The sequence below is a fragment of the Kitasatospora sp. NPDC034533 genome (assembly GCF_055575155.1).
Genome location: NZ_JBVITE010000010.1, coordinates 19723 through 38877 on the forward strand (window position 1 = coordinate 19723; position 19155 = coordinate 38877).

Sequence of the window (19155 nt, forward strand, 5' to 3'; positions counted from 1 at the left end):
CCAAGTGGCTTAGGCGGGGGTGCCCTTGCGGCCGAGCAGCACCCAGAGCAGGAAGGGGCCGCCGAGGACGGTGGTGACGATGCCGACGGGGATCTCCACCCCGCCGATCGCCACCCGGCCCAGGGTGTCCGCGAGCACGACGAGCAGGGCGCCGGTCAGCGCCGAGCCGAGCACCGGCACCCGTGCGGGGCCGGCCAGGCGTCCGGCGATCACCGGGGCGGCGAGTGCCACGAAGCCGACCGGTCCGCAGACGCCGACGGCCAGCCCGGCGAGCGCGACCGCCAGCAGCAGGCAGCCGAGGCGGACCCGGGCCGGGTCGACTCCCAGGGCGGAGGCGACGCTGTCGTCGAAGCGAAGCACCGCCAGCCGCCGGGCCACCGCCAGGGCCGCCGGCACCAGCACCGCCAGTCCGAGCAGTGCGGGCGTGGCGACGGCGAGGTCCCGTCCGTTGAGGCTGCCGTTGGTCCAGACGTACAGCGAGCCGGCCGAGTTGAGCGACCGCCGGGCCATCGCGACCTGGATGACCGCCGAGGCGAGTGCCGACATGGCGAGCCCGACCACCAGCACCCGGTAGCCGCGCGCGCCGAGCCCGCCGGAGGCGAGGGCGACGACGAGGACGGCGGCCAGCGCGCCGAGCGGTCCGGCCCACCACGCGCCGAAGGTGCCCGCGGTGCTCGCGGAGATCAGCACGGCGGCCGTCGCCCCGTCGTTGACGCCGAGGAGTTCGGGCGTGGCCAGGCGGTTGCGGGCCAGGGTCTGGGTGAGGCAGCCGGCCAGGCCGAGGGCGGCCCCGGCGGCGAGCCCGGCGACGATCCGGCCGAGCCGGAACTTCTGCACCAGCAGCACGTCCAGCCGGTCGCCGTAGCCGAACACGGCCTGGAAGGTGCGGGCGAGGTCGAGTTCACTCTGCCCGGCGTGCGCGGAGACCACCACGGCGGCCAGCAGCGCGGCGGCGAGGCCGAGGGAGGCGACCAGGGCCCGGCGCGGCAGCAGCAGCGACCAGGCGCCGTGGCGTAGCGCCACGTCCGGTTTCGGCGGGGCGGGTTCGGCGCGTCGCGCGGGCGGGGTCGCTTCGGCGGGGTCGGCCATGGCCAGGGCGGCGGAGTGCCGGGAGCGGACGATCGCGATCAGCGCCGGAGCCCCGATCAGGGCGACGATCACCGACACCGGCGCCTCGAAGGGGCGGGCCACCACCCGGGCGAGCACGTCCGCGCCGGTCAGCACGGCGGCGCCGAACAGCGCCGCGAGCAGGGTGAGCCGGCCGGTCCTGGGTCCGGCGACGGTGCGGGCGAGGAAGCCGGAGAGCAGTCCGAGGAAGGCGACCGGCCCGGCCAGCGCGACCGCGGAGGCGGTCAGCAGGGTGACCGCGAAGGCGACGGCGGCGCGGACGGCGCCGGGGCGGTGGCCGAGGCCTCGGGCGAGGTCGTCGCCGAGGGCGAGCGCGGTCAGCGGCCGGGTGGTGAGGGCGGCGAGCAGGAACCCGGTGCCCAGCACCGGGGCGAGCTGGCGCAGCGTGGTCCAGCCCTCCACACCGGCCAGTGAGCCGAGCACCCACACCCGGTAGCGCTCGTACGCCTCGGGGGAGTTGACGATCAGCACGTCGGTGAGCCCGCGGAAGATCGCCGCGACGGCGGAGCCGGCGAGCACCAGCCGCATCGGCGATCCGCCGCCCCGGGTGGCGGCGACCAGCAGCACCACGGTGCTGGCGAGCACCGCGCCGCCGAAGGCGAAGGCGAGGTAGCCGAAGGCGGTCTGCACGCCGAGCACGGCGATGCCGAGCACGACGCCCAGCGAGGCGCCGGCGTTGACGCCGAGCAGTCCGGTCTCGGCCAGCGGGTTGCGGGTGACGGACTGGAGTTGCGCTCCGGCGACGCCGAGCGCGGCGCCGACCAGCAGGGCGGTGACGGTGCGCGGCAGCCGCAGGTCCCCGACGACCAGGGCGAGCCGTCCGTCGGCGCGGGCGCCGTCGCGGTTCAGCAGGTAGTCCAGCACCCGCCCGGGGCCGACCTCGCCGGCGCCGACCGACAGCGAGAGCGCGGCCAGGGCGATCAGCAGCACCGCCGCCGCGACGGCGAACGGCCAGGTGGGGCGGGCACCCCGGGTGAGGCCCCCGGGCGGTGGGGGCTCCGGCGCGGCGGGAGGCGCTTCGGGGACGCCGGCTTGCGACAATGTCATAAGGTAAGGCTAACCTAATGACGAAGCCGTCCCGAGGGGCACCTCCGCCGTGCCGAGCTGCCCGGACGCCGCTCAACTCCCGTACCACCGTTGCCCGGAGGCACCCATGCCGTTCGCCCGTCGCCCGCTCAGCCCCGTCCGCCGCCGTGCGGCCCAGGCGCTGGCCGTCACCGGGGCGGCCGCGCTCCTGCTCACCGGCTGCGGTTCCTCCGGCTCCTCCTCCTCGGCCTCCGCCACCGGTTCCGCCGCGGCCGCCACCCCGGGCGACGGCGGCAAGCGCACCGTCAAGGACGCCACCGGCAAGGCCGTCGACGTGCCCGTCGAGCCCAAGCGGATCGTCACCCTCACCCAGGAGGACCTGGACGCGGTGCTCGCCCTCGGCGTCAAGCCGGTCGGCATCACCAACGGACAGGGGCTGGCCGAGCCGCCCGCGTACCTCAAGGACAAGGTGCAGGGCGTCCCGGTGGTCGGGAACCTGCTCCAGCCCGTGATGGACAAGGTGATCGCCGCCAAGCCGGACCTGATCCTGGCCGGCGACATGCAGGACGAGCAGGTGCTCAAGCAGCTGCGCGAGATCACCCCCGCCACGCTGGTCACCATGGCCCCCACCGACGACTGGAAGCTCGCCTTCCGGGGCGTGGGCAACGCCGTCAACAGGCTCGACCAGGCCAACAAGGTGATCGGCGACTACGAGGCCAAGGCCGCCAAGGCGGGTGGCGAGCTCACCGCGAACAAGGGGGCCGCCGTCTCCATCGTGCGCTGGAACCCCACCGGCCCGAGCTGGATGGAGAAGCAGCAGTTCGCCGGCGGCGTCGCCCTGGACATGGGCCTGACCCGCCCGGCCGCGCAGAACAAGGACGGCAACGCGCACAGTCCGGCGCTCAGCCTGGAGAAGCTGAGCGAGATCGACGGCGACTGGCTGTTCCTGTCCACCCTCACCGACGACGGCAAGTCCGCCCTCAAGGACGTCCAGTCCAAGCCCGCCTACCAGGAGCTGAACGCGGTGAAGAACAACCACGCCGTCACCGTGGACGGTTCGGTCTGGTCCACCCGCGGGGGGCCGCTCGCCGCCGACGTCGTCATCGGCGACTTCTCCAAGGCGCTCGGCGGCAACTGAGCGCGCGCCGGCTGAGGGGGCAGTGCCATGGAACTGACGATCCAGGGGCTCAGCGCCGGGTACGGGCCGGGGCGCCCGGTCCTCGGCGGCGTCGACCTCACCGTGCCCGCCGGGCGCGTGGTGGCGGTGGTCGGCCCGAACGGCTGCGGGAAGTCCACCCTGCTGCGGGCGGTGGCCCGGCTGCACCGGCCGGAGGCCGGGCGGGTCCTGGTCGGCGGGGAGGACGTGTGGCGGCTGCGCCCGCGCCAGGCCGCCCACCGGATCGCGCTGCTGCCGCAGAGCCCGCAGGCCCCGGAGGCGGTGACCGTCGCCGGACTGGTCCGCTACGGCCGCCACCCGCACCAGGGGCTGTTCCGCCAGTGGTCGGCGCAGGACGAGCGGCTGACCGCCGAGGCCCTGCGCGCCACCGGGGTCGAGGACCTGGCCGGCCGCCGCCTCGACCGGCTCTCCGGCGGCCAGCGGCAGCGCTGCTGGCTCGCCATGGTGCTCGCCCAGGACACCCCGGTGGTGCTGCTCGACGAGCCGACCAGCGCGCTCGACCTCGGGCACGCGGTGGAGGTGCTGGAGCTGGTCCGCCGGGTCGCGGCGGGCGGGCGGACGGTGGTCATGGTGCTGCACGACCTCGCGGCGGCGGCCCGCTACGCGGACCTGCTGGTCGCGCTGCGGGACGGCGCGGTGGTGGCCTGCGGGCCGCCGCGCGAGGTGGTGGACGCGCCGCTGGTGCGGGCGCTGTACGACATCGACAGCCACGTGCTGGCGGCGCCGGGCGACGGCGCGCCGGTCATCGTGCCCAGGGCGCCGCTGGACTGACGGGGCCCGGACGGTGGGAGGGCGGGGCGGCTGCCTACGGGCGGCCGCCCCGCCCTGCCGTTGTCTTCGATCACTCGTTCGAGTGGTTTGAAACTCGCATGTCAGGCCCCAACTCACCCCGGTCGACGCGTTGTCAGTGGCCCTCGCTACGTTCCTCGCATCGCTGGTCAGCAGGCGATCGACAGGTGTTCCCGAGTGGCACTCGGGTGGGAGGAGTACGGCCGTGGCATGGGTGGAGACGGGCGCGGGAGGGTACCGCGTCACGCTCGACGGGGAGGGCAGGGTGGCGTGCCGCAACGCGGCGGGCCGCGACCTCAAGTCCCTACCGTCGAAGCTCGGTGACGACCCGGTGGTCCTCCAGCTCAAGCAGCTCGCCGAATGGCTGGCCGCGCACGAGCGGGGCTGCCGGGAGGACGTCGAGCGCTGGATGGTCCGCTCGCTGCCGGTGCCCGCCGCCGTGCTCACCGCCGTCTGGCCGGACGAGGCCTGGCAGGGCGTCCTGAAGGACCTCGTGGTCACCGCCACCGACGGCTCCGTCGCCGGCTTCCTGCGCGGCGCCGACGCCGAGCGCGGCCTCGGCCTGGTCGACCTCGACGGCGACACCGTGCGGCTGACCGACGGCGAGGTCCTGATACCGCACCCCGTGCTGCTCCAGGACCTCGACGAGCTGCGCGAGTTCGCCGTCGAGCTGGGCGTCTCCCAGCGCGTCCAGCAGCTCTACCGCGAGGTCTGGCACCGGCCCGCCGAGCCGCCCGTGGGCACCGAGGTCACCACCTACGCCGGCGGCCGCTACCGGGAGCTGCGCGAGCTGGTCGGGCGCTGCACCCGGCTCGGCTGCCGGGTCCGCGGCGGCTCCGCCGTCCAGCCGGTCACCGAGGGCGGACGCACCGTCGAGGCCCGGGTTTGGGTCGGCGACTACTACGAGTACGACGCCTGCGAGACGGGCGCGCTCAGCTGGGCCGGCCCGGACGGCCGGGCCCTGCCGCTCACCGAGGTCGGACCGGTCGCCTGGTCCGAGGGCATGCGGATGGCCGCCGCCCTGCACGCCGGCCGCACGATCCAGGGGGAGGAAGACGCATGACCGCCACCGTGAACCCGACCACCGCGACGCCCGTCGCGACGCACTCCGGGACGCCCTCCGCGACACCCGGGGAACTGCTCGACGCCGGGGCCGTGCTCCAGGCCGGCACCCTGCCCGGCGCCGGGCGCCCCGACAGCGCCGCCGACGTGCTCACCGCCCGCACCTACGCCCACCCCGCGCTCGACGGCCGCCGGATCGTCCGGCTCGTCCCCGGCGCGCTCGGCCAGGCCGAGGACCTCGCCCTCGAATTCCTCGGCCTGGCGCCGCAGGAGGAGCCGGCCGAGGTCGGCCAGGTCCGCCAGGAGGCGCTCGGCTTCCCCGCCTGGGCGCTGGTCCACGACCCGGCCAACGGCCACCACGCGCTCGCCCTGGTCAAGGAGATGGAGCGGCTGGCCCGCCAGGCCACCTCCAAGCCCGGCGCCGCCAAGGACGGCTTCGAGGAACTGGCCCTGCGCCTGGGCCGGGCCGTCCCGCACTTCCTGCCCACCTTCTGCGAGGAGGTCGGCCGGATCTTCCTCGGCCACGGCAACCAGACCTACGCCGCGGCCTGGTTCGGCAAGGCCCGCGAGGCCGAGCGCACCCACGGCCTGGCGGTCGACGAGGAACGGCTGCGCGCCGTCTTCCTGGAGTTCGCCCTGGCCGGAGCGCTCACCGTCAAGTCCCTGCGCCAGTACGTCAAGGAGCTGAGCCGGCGGCTCGACCCGCTGACGGCCTGGCAGCGCTTCCGCCAGCTGTGCACCGAGCGCTCCGCGGCCGGCATGGCCCCGTACGCCGGGGTCGCCGAGGACGCCCGCGCGCTGATCAGGGCCGCCGGCCTGGACCGCGAGGAGCACGAGCGGGCCCTGCTCGCCGAACTGCTGGACTCCCCGGCGGTCAACCGGGCCCCCGGCACGTTCTGGAAGTCCTGGCACGGCGCGCTGATCGAGCTCGGCCGGGCCGACGCCGCGGTCCGCGCCCGGCTGCTGGAACTGCTGCCCGACCCGGCCTCCTCCGACCAGGCCCCGCACGACACCGCCTGGCTGGAGATCCTCACCGAGACCGGCGCCGAGGACCTGCTCACCGGCCCGCGCCCCGAAGGCGCCGAGCCCGCCGCCGCCTGGCTCCAGCGCTGGTGCAACCACCTCGGCCGCGGCTGGCGCACCCGGCCCAGCTGCCCCGCCACGCTCGCCCTGGCCGGCCGGATGACGGACCGGCTGCGCGCCGACGGCGTCGCGGTCGACCTGTTCACCGGCATCCGGAGCAGCCTCACCCGACTCGACCTGCTCGACCTGCTGCTGGCCGCCGGCGTGCCGGTCGCCGACCCGCCGGCCGGCCTCGAATGGGACCTGCGCGGCTGGGTCGAGCAGTGCGGCCCCGACAGCACCGGCCTGGCCGCCGTCGCCGCCGACCCGCGCTTCCGGCCGGTGCTGCGCCACGCCACCCCGCCCGCCTGGGAGACGGCCGTCAAGCGCCGGGTGCCCGCCCTGCCGCTGCTGCGCGAGCTGTTCGCGGAGTGGGCCGACGCCCGCGCCGAGGAGCTGTCCGGCGCCCGCGGCCTGGCCGGCGCCGCCGACCTGGTCGGCTCGCTGGCCCCGTACCGCACCGCCGTCCGGGAGGTCGCCCCGGCCGCCGCCGAGCGGATCGCCGCCCTCGACGTCACCGCGCTGCTCACCGGCGCCCTCACCTCCGGCATCCTGGACGAACTCGGCTGGCCCGCCCTGGAGGAGGCGCTCGGCAAACTCGCCGACCCGCCCGCCGCCGACGCCCCGCAGCACCCCGTCCCGAGCCTCGGCGGCGCGGGCCTGACCGGCCTGATCATCGAGGACGCCTGGCCGCACCTGATCCTCGCCCGCCGCGACCGGGCCGTCGTGGTCGGCCCCGAGGGCATCGTGCTGGAGCACACCCTGCGGGTGCCCGGGGAGCAGCACCAGCGCAACCGGACCAGGCTGCGGCTGGTCGACGGCGAGCTGCTGGTCGTCTGGTCCCAGGAAGGCAAGCAGCGCGCGTACTGGTCCAGCCGTCCGGACGAGCAGTTCGAGCTGGAGGGCCAGACCATCGCCGGCTACTACTACGGCGACCGGGAGCCCGAGGCGCCGTCCCTCCAACTGCCCGGCGGCGGACGCACCACCGGCGAGCGCCCGCTGCACGCGGGTGACACCCGGATGCCCCAGGAGCACCGCGTCCTGGGCGACGGCACCGGCTACTGGACGCTGCGCCACGCCCCCGACGGCAGCCCCGTCCTGCGCGAACTCGACCCGGCCACCGGCAGCCTGGGCCGCACCGCCGAACCGCCGGTGATCGCCGCCACCGCCCGGGCCGGAAGGCTGGTCCAGGGCAGCACCTGGCTGCTGCCGCTCCAGCCAGGCCTGGAGCACACCCCGCTCGGCACCGACGGCACCGTGCTCGGCAGCTGGGCCCGGGTCGAGCCCGGTAAGGCCGTCACCACGTTCACGGCCGACGGGCAGCGCATCGTCCTGCCGCTCGCCGCGTCCGGGACGAACACCCACCCGGTGGGCCGGCTCGCCCTGCCCGGCACGGCCGGGCCGGTCGTCAGCCACACCCACCGCGGCCACTTCTCGCTCAACCTGCCCGACGTCACCGACCGCACCGGCCACGACGACCGCACCGTCGACCTGCGCCCTTGCCACCCCGGTGACCTCTCCGCCGCCGGCACCCCGCTCATCCCGCCGTACCCGCACTGGCACGCCCTGCGCCCGCGCGACGAGGCGGGCTCGAAGGTGCTGCGCACCGTCACCGCCGAGCAGGCCGCCCGGCTGATCGACGCCGCCTGGCCGGTCGACCCCGAGCCGGGCCCCGAGGCGGAGCAGTGCTGGCTGACCGTCCAGGGCGTGCGCCGCCGGATCGCCCGGCAGCAGGCGGTCCGGCGCTCCCTGCCCGTCCAGGCGGTCGGCGCCGTGCTGCCCGGCATCGAGCACCCGCGGCTGCTGGCCGGCGTCGCCGGGCTCGCCCGCGCCGCCGCCGACCTACTGGACCGGGTCGCCCGGTTCCTCCCGCAGCCCGAGGCCGAACGCCCCGAGGAGGCGACGGCCGCCGAGTGGCGGCCGGACCACGGCGGCGACGACGACCTGCGCGAGGCCGTCCACGCCGTGCTGCCCGGCACCGGCGGCTTCGGCAACACCTGGGACTCGGACGGGCGCTGGTCGGTGCTCAACAACCTGCGCGCCGTCAGCGCCGTGCTGGCCGCCCCGCCCGCCGCGGACGGCGAGGGCTGGACGACGCCCGCCACCGTCACGCTGCGCGGCGGCGACTCCCACCACGGCTGGCTGCACCTGCTCGGCCGCCTCCACGCGCTCGCGTACGCGGTGGCCTCGCCGTTCACCCGGCCGGCCCACCGCTCCTCGCTGGTGCTGCTGCTCGGCGAGCTCACCAAGGGCCCGCTGGCCGACCACGGCGCCACCCTGCGCGAGATCGTCCTCGCCGAGCCGTCGCCCCAGGCCGCCGCCAGTACCAAGCCGGTCACCCACCGCCAGGGCGAGGTGCTGCGGCACGCCGGGCGCACCGTCGTCATCCTCGGTCGCCAGCGGCAGTACACCGACGGCACGGTGCACTGGCTCGCCGTCGACCACGACCCGAGCGGGGAGTTCGGCCCCGTCGCGCACTTCACCACCGTCGAGGAGCGCGGCACCGAGGAACTGGTCTCCGCGGCCTGGGTCGCCAAGTTCTGGCGGGTCGCCGCGCTGCGCGGCAGCGTCCCGTGGGACCCCGCCCGGGCCGAGACCTTCAGCGAGCTCACCGGCATCGGCACCGCCCGCTCCGCCCTGCTCCTCAGCCCGCCGGCCAGGCTGCTGCACTGGAACGGCGATCCGATGCCCGCCGAGTACGGGCTCAAGTCCGGCGAGTACAAGGCCGCCCGGGCCTGGCTGCGCGGCCACGACCACACCGGCCTCGCCGCCGTCTGGGGCGCCCTGCTGCCCGCCGACCCGAAGACGCTGTGGACGGAGGGCCCCGACCTCGCCGCCGGGGCCGAGGAGTGGATCCGGCGCTTCGGACGGCTCGTCACCCTCCCCGACGAGGCGCTGGCCACCGTCCACGGCGTGCCCGTCGACACCATCGAGGCCGTGCTCAACCCCGCCCGCACCCCGTGGCTGACCGGCCGCACCGGCTTCCGGATCACCGAGACGGAGGACGCCGGCCCCCGGCTGGCCCCCGAGGACCCGTCCGCCGTCCCCGGGAACGGCGCGATCGGCTCCACCGTCGACGCGCTGCGCTGGCTCGCCTACCACCTGCCCGCCGACAGTCCGCTGCGCCCGCTGCTGCCCACCGCGGCCACCGCGCTGCGCAGCCGGCTGGCCGATCCGGAGCTGCTGCTCGACCTCGACCTGATCCGCACCCCCAAGGGCGCGGCGCTGGCCCCCGTGCTGCGCGGCCACTTCGGCCTGCCCGCCGAGGGCGGCGCCGACCGGCACGGCCTGGTCCACTGCGGCCCGGCGCTCGTCCTGACGCCTTACCACGAGAAGTACGAGCGTTGCTGGCTGCGGCCGGCCGCCCTCACCGGTCCGGACGACCCGCTGCTCGAACTGCTCGACGGGCTCTCCGGCAGCTACTGGTTCTCCCTCGAACGACGCGCCATCGAGTCGGTGCTGCGCGGCGAGCCGGAGCGACTGGCCGCCTCCGCCGGCACGGTGTCGGCCACCGGCGAGGGCCCGGCCTGGCTGCAGAACCCGCAGCTGTCCGTCCCCGAGCTGGTCACCGAGGTGGCCCGCACCCACGGCCTCGGCGAGGACGCCGCCGCGCTCTACCTCCAGCTGCTCGCCCTGCCCGACCCGACCGACCGCAACGCCGCCCGCTGGACGGGGTGGAAGCCCGCCCGGCTGAAGAAGGCCCGCGCCGAACTCGCCGCCACCCCCCTGGTGCTGGAGGCCAAGCGCGCCCGCGCCGGGCGCGGCCTCTTCCTGCCCGGCGGCTGGCAGGAGGCCAAGGCGCCCGCCCTGCCGGCCGAGACCTGGAAGGCCGCCCTGTACACCCTGCCCACCCACCGGCCCGCGCTGGCCACCCTGCCCGTCCCCGAGCTGTTCGCCCGGGCCTGGCAGCGGACGGTCGACGGCGACGCCCCCGGTTACGAAGAGCTCCAGACCAGCAAGCGCAGGAAGGCCCCCCGCCGATGAGCACCCCCACCGTCCCCACGTCCACGGAACGGCAGATCGTCCCGCCCGAGGAGAAGTACGCCGCCGAACTGGAGTTCCTGGCCGCCCACGACAGCGGCCCGCGACCGCCCGGCTGGCGCCTGACCCCCCGCTCCGTGGTCACCTTCGTGATGGGCAGCGGCGGCGAGAAGCTCAAGGCCGGGCGCAAGGCCCTCGTCATCGAGCCGAAGTTCGTCGGCGAGCGCGCCCTCGTCGAGCGCTGCGTCGTCACCCTCGCCGGCGAGCGCGGGCTGCTGCTCGTCGGCGAGCCCGGCACCGCCAAGTCCATGCTCTCCGAGCTGCTCGCCGCCGCCGTCTGCGGCACCAGCGCGCTCACCGTCCAGGGCACCGCGGGCACCACCGAGGACCAGCTCAAGTACGGCTGGAACTACGCCCTGCTGCTCGCCAAGGGGCCCAGCCGCGAGGCCCTGGTGCCCTCACCGGTGCTCACCGCGATGACCACCGGCGCGGTCGCCCGGGTCGAGGAGGTCACCCGCTGCCTGCCCGAGGTGCAGGACGCCCTGGTCTCGCTGCTCTCCGAACGGCGCATCGCCGTCCCCGAGCTGGCCGGCAGCCCGGACGGGCAGCTGCACGCCGCCGCCGGCTTCACCCTGATCGCCACCGCCAACCTGCGGGACAAGGGCGTCAGCGAGATGTCCGCGGCGCTCAAGCGGCGGTTCAACTTCGAGACGGTCGGGCCGATCGGCAGCCTCGCCGACGAGGTGGACCTCGTCCGCCGCCAGTCCACCGTCGCCGTGGCCCGGGCCGGCGCCGCCTACGCGGTGGACGACGCCGTCCTGGAGGCCCTGGTCACCGCCTTCCGCGACCTGCGCACCGGCCGCTCCACCGAGGGCTGGGACGTCGAACGGCCGTCCACCGTGATGAGCACCGCCGAGGCCGTCTCGGTCGCCACCTCACTCGGCGTCAGCGCCGCCTACCTGCCCGACGGCGGGGACCTGCTCGGCCGCCTGCCCGGCCAGCTCCTCGGCGTGGTCCGCAAGGACGACCCGGCCGACGCGGCCCGGCTGCTCGGCTACTGGGACGGACCGGTCCGCCGTCGCGCCGAACAGGGCGCCGCCACCTGGCGCACCCTGTGGGACCTCCGCTCGGCGCTGGAAGGCTGAGCCGATGAGCAGCGCGGAGATCACCCGCCCGGACGACGCGGACCAGGTGGTCCGGGCCGAGGCGGACCGGCTGGCCGCCTCCGGCACCGGCGGCCCCGGGCCCTACCTGATCGGCGTGCGCCACCACGCGCCGTCCCTCAGCGCGGTCGTCCCCGCGCTGCTCGACGCCGCCCGGCCGCAGGCCGTCCTGGTCGAGCTGCCCGCCGAGTTCCAGCCCTGGCTCGGCTGGCTCGCCGACGAGGCCACCCAGGCCCCGGTCGCCCTCGCGGCGGCCCCGGCCGGGGCCGAGGAGGCGGCCGGGCCCGCCTTCTACCCGTTCGCCGACTTCTCCCCGGAGCTCGCCGCCCTGCGCTGGGCCCGGCGTAACGGGGTGGAGGCCATCGCCTGCGACCTCCCGCTCGCCCACCGCGCCGGCCGGTCCGGGCCGGAGCGGCCCGGGGCCGAGCGGCGGGCCGTCCCCGGCGGGGCGCCCGGCGTCGCCGACGCGCTGCGCCACCGCCTCAGCGGCCGGGACTCCGACGAGGACCTCTGGGACCGCCTGGTCGAGACGGCCGCCCCCGGCTCCACCCCGGAGGCCGTCCGGCGCGCCGCCCTGCTCGTCGGCTGGGCACTGCGCCGGGACGCCGAGACCGGCCCCGGCGTCGACCCGTACGACCTGCGCCGCGAGGCCTGGATGCGGGCCCGCGTCCAGGCCGCCTCGGCCGGCGGGCGCCGGGTCGCCGTCGTGATCGGCGCCTTCCACGCCCCCGCCCTGCTGGACGGCCCGCTCGCCCCCGAGCAACCGCCGCACCCGGACGACGCCGGGCACGTCCTGTCCCTGATCCCGTACACCTACCCGCTGCTCGACGCCCGTTCCGGCTACCCGGCGGGCATCCGCGACCCTGAATGGCAGCACACCGTCCTGGACGCCGGCGGCGACCCCGAACGCCTCGCCGAGGCGCTCACCACCACGGCCGTGCGGATCTGCGCCGCCCTGCGCTCCCAGGACCACCCCAGCGGCCCGGCCGACGCCCGCGAGATCGTCCGGCTGGCCGGAGACCTCGCCCGACTGCGCGGCCACGCCGCCCCCGGCCGGGGCGAACTCGTCGAAGCGGTGCAGACCGTCCTCGCCCAGGGCGAACCCCTCGGCCGGGGCCGGGCCGTCGCCCGCGCCCTCGAACAGGTCCTGGTCGGCAGCCGCACCGGCCGTCCCACCCCCGCGGCCCCGCGCAGCGGACTCGCCCCCGCGGTGGAGGCGCTGCTCGCCGGCCTCGGCCTCCCCGGCCCCACCGACCCGGGCCCCCGCGACCTGCGCCTGGACCCGTTGCGCAGCGACCTCGACCGCCGCCGCGAGATCCTCCTGCACCGCCTCGCGGCCTGCGAGGTCCCGTACGCCGAGGCCGTCGCCACCACCGGCGCCGGCGGTACCGACACCCTCGGCACCCGCTGGCGCCTGCACTGGACACCCGCCACCGCCGCCATGCTCACCGTCGCCGGCACCCGCGGCGTCACGCCCGTCCAGGCCGCCGAAGGTGCCCTGCGGGCCCGCCTCAGCGACCAGCCGACCCCGCGCGAGACCATCGACGGCCTGACCGCCGCCGCCTCCTGCGCCCTCCCCGCCCTGACGGAGGCCCGCCTCACCCAACTGACCACCATCCTCCCCGCCTCCGCCACCCTGTCCGAGCTCCTCGACGCCCTCGCCCTCCTCGACCGGCTCGCCGCCGGTCACTTCCCGGGTTTCGCTCCGGGTGCCTTCGATGGTGTCGCCGTCGGGCAGGTCGTGGGTGGCGTCCCGGGTGGCGAGGGTGCCGAGGTCGGGGGGTCTGGCTCTGGTGGTGCCGTGGTGGTGGGCGGTGGTGGGGCGATCGCCGGTTCCTGTGACCGGCTCGCCGCCGGTCATCTCCCGGGCTTCGCTCCGGGTGCCTTCGATGGTGTCGCCGTGGGGCAGGTCGTGGGTGGCGTCCCGGGTGGCGAGGGTGCCGAGGTCGGCGGGTCTGGCTCTGGTGGTGCCGTGGTGGTGGGCGGTGGTGGGGCGATCGCCGGTTCCTGTGACCGGCTCGCCGCCGGTCCTCTCCCGGTCTTCCCTCCGGGTGCCTTCGACGGTGTCGCCGTCGGGCAGGCCGTCGATGGCGTCCCGATGGAGGGGGAGGCCGCTCCGGTTGGCGAGGCTGCCGAGGTCGACGGCTCCGCCGGGGACATCGCGACGGCTGCCGCGCCCGGCTCCGCCGATCCCGAGGACACGGAGGAGACGGGGAAGCCGGCCGCACCCGGTGCCCCGCTCACCGACGGTCTCACGGCCGGCCGCGCCTTTCCCCTCGGTGGCACCGATCCGGCTGCTGCCGGAGCGAGTGCGGAGGCTGTCGGCGGGTCGGCGGTCGCGGACCGCCCCGTGGGGCACGCCCCCGCAGGCGGTGCCCCGTCCCACGGCGGCCCGGGCCGGCCCTCCGAGCGGCCCGCCGGGCCGGGGGAGCCGACCGGCCCGGCCGTCCTCGCCGCGGCCGGCGAGGTGCTCACCGCTGCCGCCGTGCGGCAGTTGGAGGGCCTCGGCGGGTCGGACGATCCGCAGGACGCGCGGGCACTGGTGGAGCTGGTGCGGCGGGCGGACCGGCTCGGTGGGGTGCGGCTGGCCTACGTGCTGGCCGAACTCGCGGAGCGCGGGAGCCCGTTGGTGCGAGGTGCGGCCGGCGCGGTGCGGGTGCTGCTCGGGCAGGAGCCGGCCGAGGACCTGGGCGGCCGGGCTGCCTCGTGGGTGGACGGTGCGACCGGTCCCCAGGCGCGGCAGACGCTCGGCCGGGCGCTGGTCGGACTGCTGACGGCAGCGGAGGGCCTGTTCGACTCCGCGCCCCAGGCGCTGGAACCGGTGCTGGAGCGGGTCACCTCGATGCCGGACGACGCCTTCCTGGACCGGTTGCCCGCGCTGCGCGGCGGCTTCGACACGCTCAGCCCGGCCGCCCGTGACCGGCTGCTGGCCTCCGTCGAGGAGCGCCTGGGCGCCCGGCTCGCCGCACTGCCCGAGGAGGTCGCCCCCGCGGCGCTCGCCGGCTGGGTGCGCGCCGACCTCGCGGCCCGCGCCGCCCTCGCCCGCCGCGGCCTCCTGCCTCCGGCCTCCGAGCAAGCCCAGGCACCCGAGGAATCCCCGGCCCCCGCGACACCACCGGCCCTCGCAACACCACCGAATCCCGTGGCACCGACCAACGCCCCCACCCACACCCTCGCCCCCGCCGAGCGCTGGCGGCTGCTCCTCGGCCGTCCCGGCAACGGCGGCCTGAGCGGCCGGGGCGCCCGACTCGCCACCGCCCTCGACGAGTTGTACGGCAACGGCCACGGCGAGGGCTCCGGCCCAGGCCTGGACAGCCGGGCCGGCCGAGGAGGCCGCGAGGCCCCCTACCCAGGCGTGCGGGAGTGGGCCGAGGACCTGGAGTCGCTGTTCGGCCCCGGTGTGCGCGAGGAGGTGCTCACCGCCGCCGTCGCGCAGGGCCGCACCGATGTCCTGGAGGCGGTCGACCCGTCCGCCGTCCGCCCGTCCGTCGACCTGCTGCGCACCGTGCTTGAGCACGCGGGCGGCATGCCGGAGGCCCGGCTGGCCCGGCTGCGCCCGCTGGTGCGGCGCCTGGTGGACGAGCTGAGCCGGGAGCTGGCCACCAGGCTGCGCCCGGCCCTGACCGGGATCTCCGTGCCGCGCCCCTCCCGCCGCCCGGGTGGCGGGCTGGACCTGGACCGGACCATCCGGGCCAACCTGGCCACCGCCCGTCCCGCGCCGGACGGCGGCACCCTGATCGTGCCCGAGCGCCCGGTGTTCCGGACCAGGGCGCGGCAGGCCAACGACTGGCGGCTGATCCTGGTCGTGGACGTCTCCGGGTCGATGGAGGCCTCCACGGTGTGGGCCGCCCTGACGGCCTCGATCCTGGCCGGTGTTCCCTCGCTGAGCACCCACTTCGTGGCCTTCTCCACGGAGGTCCTGGACCTCACGGAGCGGGTGGACGATCCGCTCGGCCTGCTGCTGGAGGTGCGGGTCGGCGGGGGCACCCACATCGCGAGCGGGCTGCGCTACGCGCGCCGGCTGGTGACGGTGCCGTCCCGCACGCTGATCGCCGTGGTCAGCGACTTCGAGGAGGGCGGACCGGTCGGCGCACTGCTGGCCCAGACCCGGGCGCTGGTCGACTCCGGCGTGCACCTGCTCGGCTGCGCGGCACTGGACGACACCGGGACGGCCCGCTACTCGAAGGCGGTCGCGGGCCGGTTGGTGGCGGCCGGAATGCCCGTGGCGGCGTTGAGCCCGCTGGAACTGGCCCGCTGGGTGGGGGAGAAGGTGCGATGAGCGTGACGGAACCGACGAACGACTGGCCGGGCGTGCGGCCCGAGGTGGTCGCCGAGGTGGTGGCCGGGCTGAGTGCCCGGTTGCAGAAGCGGCTGGACGGCGCGGCGGCGAAGCTGGCACAGCGGCCGGTGGCCCGCGAGGGCGACGAGTGGCGGGTGGAGGTGGACGAGGAGACGGTGCTCGTGCTGCACGCCCCGGGCGGGGTGGTCGCCGGGGAAGCCGATGTCCGCTGCGGTTGCCTGCTCGCCCCGGCCTGCGTGCACCGGGCGGCCGCCGTCACCCTCTGCCCGATCACCGAGGCCGGGAGCGACACCGGCATCCCGGCCACGGACGCCGGCGGCGGGGCCGCGGAACCGTCCGGGGGACCGGCGGACCAGCCGGCCGCTCCGGCCTCCGACCCCTTCACGGCCGACCTCACGGCAGACCTCAGGCCCGACCCCCTCACGGCCGCCGAACACGCGGCCGTCCACCACCTCCACCGGGCCGCGGCCACCGTCCTGGCCGCCGGGGTGAGCGGTGCGGGAGCCGTCTCCCAGGCGGAGCTGCTGCGCGCCGCCCACCGGGCGCGCCTGGCGGGCCTGTACCGCCCGGCCGCGGCGGCCGTCACCGTCGCGACGCGGGTCCGCGCGGCGCGCGCCGGTGCGCCGGACCACCGGCTGGCGGACCTGGTGGCCGGCCTGCGGGAGCTGCTCGGCCTCACCACGGCCCTGGCCGGCGGCGCCGCCCCGACCGCCGGGCTGCGCGGCACCGCGCGCCAGGCCTACCGGGAGGAGGGTGGCCTGCGGCTCTACGGTCTGTTCGCCGAGCCGGTGCTGACGGCGACCCATGCGGGCGCGGTCAGCTGGGCCGTGGACGCCGGCGGGCGGCTCAGCACGATCGCCGAGGTGCTGCCGCACGACGGCGTGGCCGCCGCCGTCCCGCAGGCGGTCGGGGCGGGCAACCGGACGCTCCGGCTGGGCGACGCCGCGCTGAGCCACCGCGAGTTCAGCCGTGCCGGGCTGGCCGTCCAGGGCGCGACCAGGTCCGCCGGTGGCCGGCTGGGCGCCGGCGCCTCGGTACGGGCCGTCCGTGCGGCGGGCACGGCGTGGACGGCCGAGCCGGTCTCCCGGCTCTGGTCCGAACCGGTGTCCGCCCAGGTGGCCCGGGCGCTCGGGGCTCAGGACCTGCCGTACGAGAGTCGGCCGGCCGGGAGCGACCTGCTGTTCCTGGACGTCACCCTGCTGGGCACGGCCCCCACCGGCCCGGGCGGAACGCCCCAGCTGCTGGCCCGCTGCGCGGTGGGCGCCCCCGCGGGCGACGACCCGGCCGGCACGCCGGATGGGCCGGTGGTCGTCCTGCGTCCCGCGCACGAGCACCCCGACCTGCCGTTCCGGGCGAACCTCGCGCTGCTCGCGACCGCGCCCGGCCTGCGGCTGCGGGTGATCGGCCGGCTGGAGCGTGCGGACCGCCCGGAGCTGCGCCTGCTCGCGATCGGCGCGCACCCGGACGCGCCCGGCCCGCTCGCCCGGCCCGCCGACCGGGCGGGGCGGGTCAACCTCGGCCTGGAACGCCTCCAGGCCGCCGACCTCGCCGAAGCCGAGGCCACGTCCGGGGCCATCTCCGAGGCCACCCCCCGGGCCGCAGCCGAGGCCGTGCCCCAGGCCGTACCCGCAGCGACGCCCGAGGCCCTGCCCACAGTGACGCCGGAGGCCGTACCCGAGCCGCCCGCCCCGGTGCCGTACGGCCCGCCCGTTCATGTGCTCGGCCGCCGGGTCGAGCAGACGGTCACCACCGGCCGGCACGCCCTCGCCCCGAGCGAGGCCTCGGCGGCTGCCGACCGGCGTCTGCTGCGCGCCGCCGGTCTGGCCACCGCCGCCGAGCTCCTCGACGGCCTGCGGGCCGCCGCGGCCGACCGGCAGCGCGACGTCTTCGGCCGGATCGTCACGGACGACCACGACGCCTTCGCCACCGCCTGGTTGGCCGCCGCCTCGTACATCGAGGAACTGGCGGCGGCGCTGTGCGTGGCGGCCTGGTCCGGAGAGGAGTGAGAGGGGCGGGCGGGGGAAACCGGTGGGAGGTATAAGCCGAACTATTTGCACAGACCGATATTCCGCGCCGAATGGCATACTTGTCGGAGGGAGTCGCCGTACGGGACATCACCGAGGAGCGTGCACGGGGCCTTGCGCCCGGGCCTCCCGGGGCGCACGGCAACGGGCAGCGCGACGGGAGAGTGAGCAAGTCATGGGAATCCGCGACGATGCGGCCGAGATCCGGTCCCGTGGCTGGCGGACGCTCGCCGCGCTGCATGGGATGATCGACACCGCGCTGGAGAAGACGCTCCAGGCCGAGTTCAGGCTGTCGGTGGTCGAGTACACCGTGCTGGAGGCGCTCTCGCGGCAGGACGGCTGGCACATGCGGATGCAGCAGCTGGCCCGGGCGGCGGCGCTGAGCAGCAGCGCCACCACCCGGCTGGTGAGCCGTCTGGAGGAGCGCGGTCTGCTCAGCCGCTTCCTCTGCGCGGACGACCGGCGCGGCATCTACACCGAGCTGACGCCCGAGGGCCGCGACCTGCTGACGGCTGCCCGCCCGGTGCACGACGCCGCCCTGGAGGCCACCCTCGCCGAGGCCACCGGGGTGCCCGAGCTGGCCCCGCTGGTCGAGTCGCTCGCCGACCTCCACCCGGCCCACGCCACCGGCTGAGGCCCACCGCCCGGACTGAGGCCACGCGTGGCCGGGGCTCACCCCGGCGCCCGGGAGCACGCCGACGCCCGAGCCCACGCCACCGGCCGAGGCCCGGCCCCTCCCCATGGCGGGGCCGGAGCCTCGGGCCCTCCCGGTCGCCCGCCCTCCCGGCTGCTCGCCCTCACCGCCGTCCGGCGGCCAGGGCGTCCCGGTGCACCCGGTCGAGCAGGGCGAGCAGCACGTCCTTGCTGGACGCCCGTTCCCGGACGTCGCACAGCACGACGGGGACGTCCGGGCCGAGGTCCATGGCCCGGCGGACCTGCTCGGGGGTGGCCTCCCGGCGGCCGTGGAAGCAGTTGACGCCGATCGCGAACGGGATGCCGCGCTGCTCGAAGAAGTCCACGGCGGCGAAGCTGGAATCCAGCCGCCGGGTGTCGGCGAGGACGATCGCCCCGAGGGCGCCGAGCGCGAGGTCGTCCCACATGAACCAGAAGCGGAACTGTCCGGGCGTGCCGAAGAGGTAGAGCACCAGGTCCTCGCGGACGGTGATCCGCCCGAAGTCCATGGCCACCGTGGTGGTGGCCTTGTCCTGGACGCCGTCGAGGTCGTCGACCCCGACGCTGGCGTGGGTCATCCGCTCCTCGGTCTGCAACGGTTCGATCTCGCTGACCGAGCCGACCATGGTGGTCTTCCCGACGCCGAACCCACCGGCGATGAGGATCTTGACCGCGCCCGGCACCAGGCTCTGGGTCGTCAATTCGGTTCTC

10 protein-coding genes are annotated in these 19155 nt (G+C 76.7%); 8 read left to right on the forward strand and 2 right to left on the reverse strand.

Annotated features, from left to right (window positions below; all coding sequences use genetic code 11):
• Positions 1–9: 9 nt before the first annotated feature.
• On the reverse strand, positions 10–2175 hold the full coding sequence (gene fhuB, locus ACZ55U_RS09880) for a Fe(3+)-hydroxamate ABC transporter permease FhuB (RefSeq protein WP_465524345.1): 2166 nt from the start codon (positions 2173–2175) through the stop codon (positions 10–12).
• A 106-nt stretch (positions 2176–2281) separates the two neighbouring features.
• On the opposite strand from fhuB, the gene ACZ55U_RS09885 reads away from it, so the two are divergent.
• From ACZ55U_RS09885 to ACZ55U_RS09920, 8 genes are all read left to right on the forward strand, one after another.
• On the forward strand, positions 2282–3292 hold the full coding sequence (locus tag ACZ55U_RS09885; RefSeq protein ID WP_465524347.1) for an ABC transporter substrate-binding protein: 1011 nt from the start codon (positions 2282–2284) through the stop codon (positions 3290–3292).
• Between the two features lie 27 nt (positions 3293–3319).
• Entirely contained in the window at positions 3320–4102 is a 783-nt protein-coding gene (locus ACZ55U_RS09890) for an ABC transporter ATP-binding protein (RefSeq protein ID WP_465524349.1), read from the forward strand.
• Positions 4103–4325: 223 nt separating this feature from the next.
• A complete protein-coding gene (locus ACZ55U_RS09895) occupies positions 4326–5183 on the forward strand; it encodes a DUF4132 domain-containing protein (RefSeq protein WP_465524351.1) in 858 nt (285 codons plus the stop codon).
• The gene (locus ACZ55U_RS09900) at positions 5180–10288 is read left to right on the forward strand and encodes a hypothetical protein (protein ID WP_465524353.1); all 5109 of its coding nucleotides are present in this window, start codon (positions 5180–5182) and stop codon (positions 10286–10288) included. Before ACZ55U_RS09895 ends, ACZ55U_RS09900 begins: the two co-directional genes overlap by 4 nt.
• Entirely contained in the window at positions 10285–11430 is a 1146-nt protein-coding gene (locus ACZ55U_RS09905; RefSeq protein WP_465524355.1) for an ATP-binding protein, read from the forward strand. The genes ACZ55U_RS09900 and ACZ55U_RS09905 overlap by 4 nt, the downstream gene beginning before the upstream one ends.
• 4 nt (positions 11431–11434) lie before the next feature.
• The gene (locus ACZ55U_RS09910; RefSeq protein WP_465524357.1) at positions 11435–15727 is read left to right on the forward strand and encodes a DUF5682 family protein; all 4293 of its coding nucleotides are present in this window, start codon (positions 11435–11437) and stop codon (positions 15725–15727) included.
• 2 nt (positions 15728–15729) lie between these two features.
• Positions 15730–17754 (forward strand): hypothetical protein, encoded by a 2025-nt coding sequence (locus tag ACZ55U_RS09915; RefSeq protein WP_465524359.1) that lies wholly within the window; start codon positions 15730–15732, stop codon positions 17752–17754.
• A 193-nt stretch (positions 17755–17947) separates the two neighbouring features.
• Positions 17948–18406: a MarR family winged helix-turn-helix transcriptional regulator gene (locus ACZ55U_RS09920; protein ID WP_465524361.1), complete on the forward strand. Its 459-nt coding sequence runs from the start codon at positions 17948–17950 to the stop codon at positions 18404–18406.
• A 163-nt stretch (positions 18407–18569) separates the two neighbouring features.
• Here ACZ55U_RS09920 and ACZ55U_RS09925 read toward each other — a convergent pair whose 3' ends face one another.
• Positions 18570–19145, reverse strand: a complete 576-nt coding sequence (locus ACZ55U_RS09925) for a GTP-binding protein (protein WP_465524363.1) — start codon at positions 19143–19145, stop codon at positions 18570–18572.
• Positions 19146–19155 lie beyond the last annotated feature (10 nt).

Coding starts and splice junctions, on each gene's coding strand:
- ACZ55U_RS09885 (WP_465524347.1), top strand. CDS start 2,282: ATGCCGTTCGCCCGTCGCCCGCTCAGCCCCGTCCGCCGCCGTGCGGCC.
- ACZ55U_RS09910 (WP_465524357.1), top strand. CDS start 11,435: ATGAGCAGCGCGGAGATCACCCGCCCGGACGACGCGGACCAGGTGGTC.
- fhuB (WP_465524345.1), bottom strand. CDS start 2,175: ATGACATTGTCGCAAGCCGGCGTCCCCGAAGCGCCTCCCGCCGCGCCG.
- ACZ55U_RS09890 (WP_465524349.1), top strand. CDS start 3,320: ATGGAACTGACGATCCAGGGGCTCAGCGCCGGGTACGGGCCGGGGCGC.
- ACZ55U_RS09920 (WP_465524361.1), top strand. CDS start 17,948: ATGGGAATCCGCGACGATGCGGCCGAGATCCGGTCCCGTGGCTGGCGG.
- ACZ55U_RS09900 (WP_465524353.1), top strand. CDS start 5,180: ATGACCGCCACCGTGAACCCGACCACCGCGACGCCCGTCGCGACGCAC.
- ACZ55U_RS09905 (WP_465524355.1), top strand. CDS start 10,285: ATGAGCACCCCCACCGTCCCCACGTCCACGGAACGGCAGATCGTCCCG.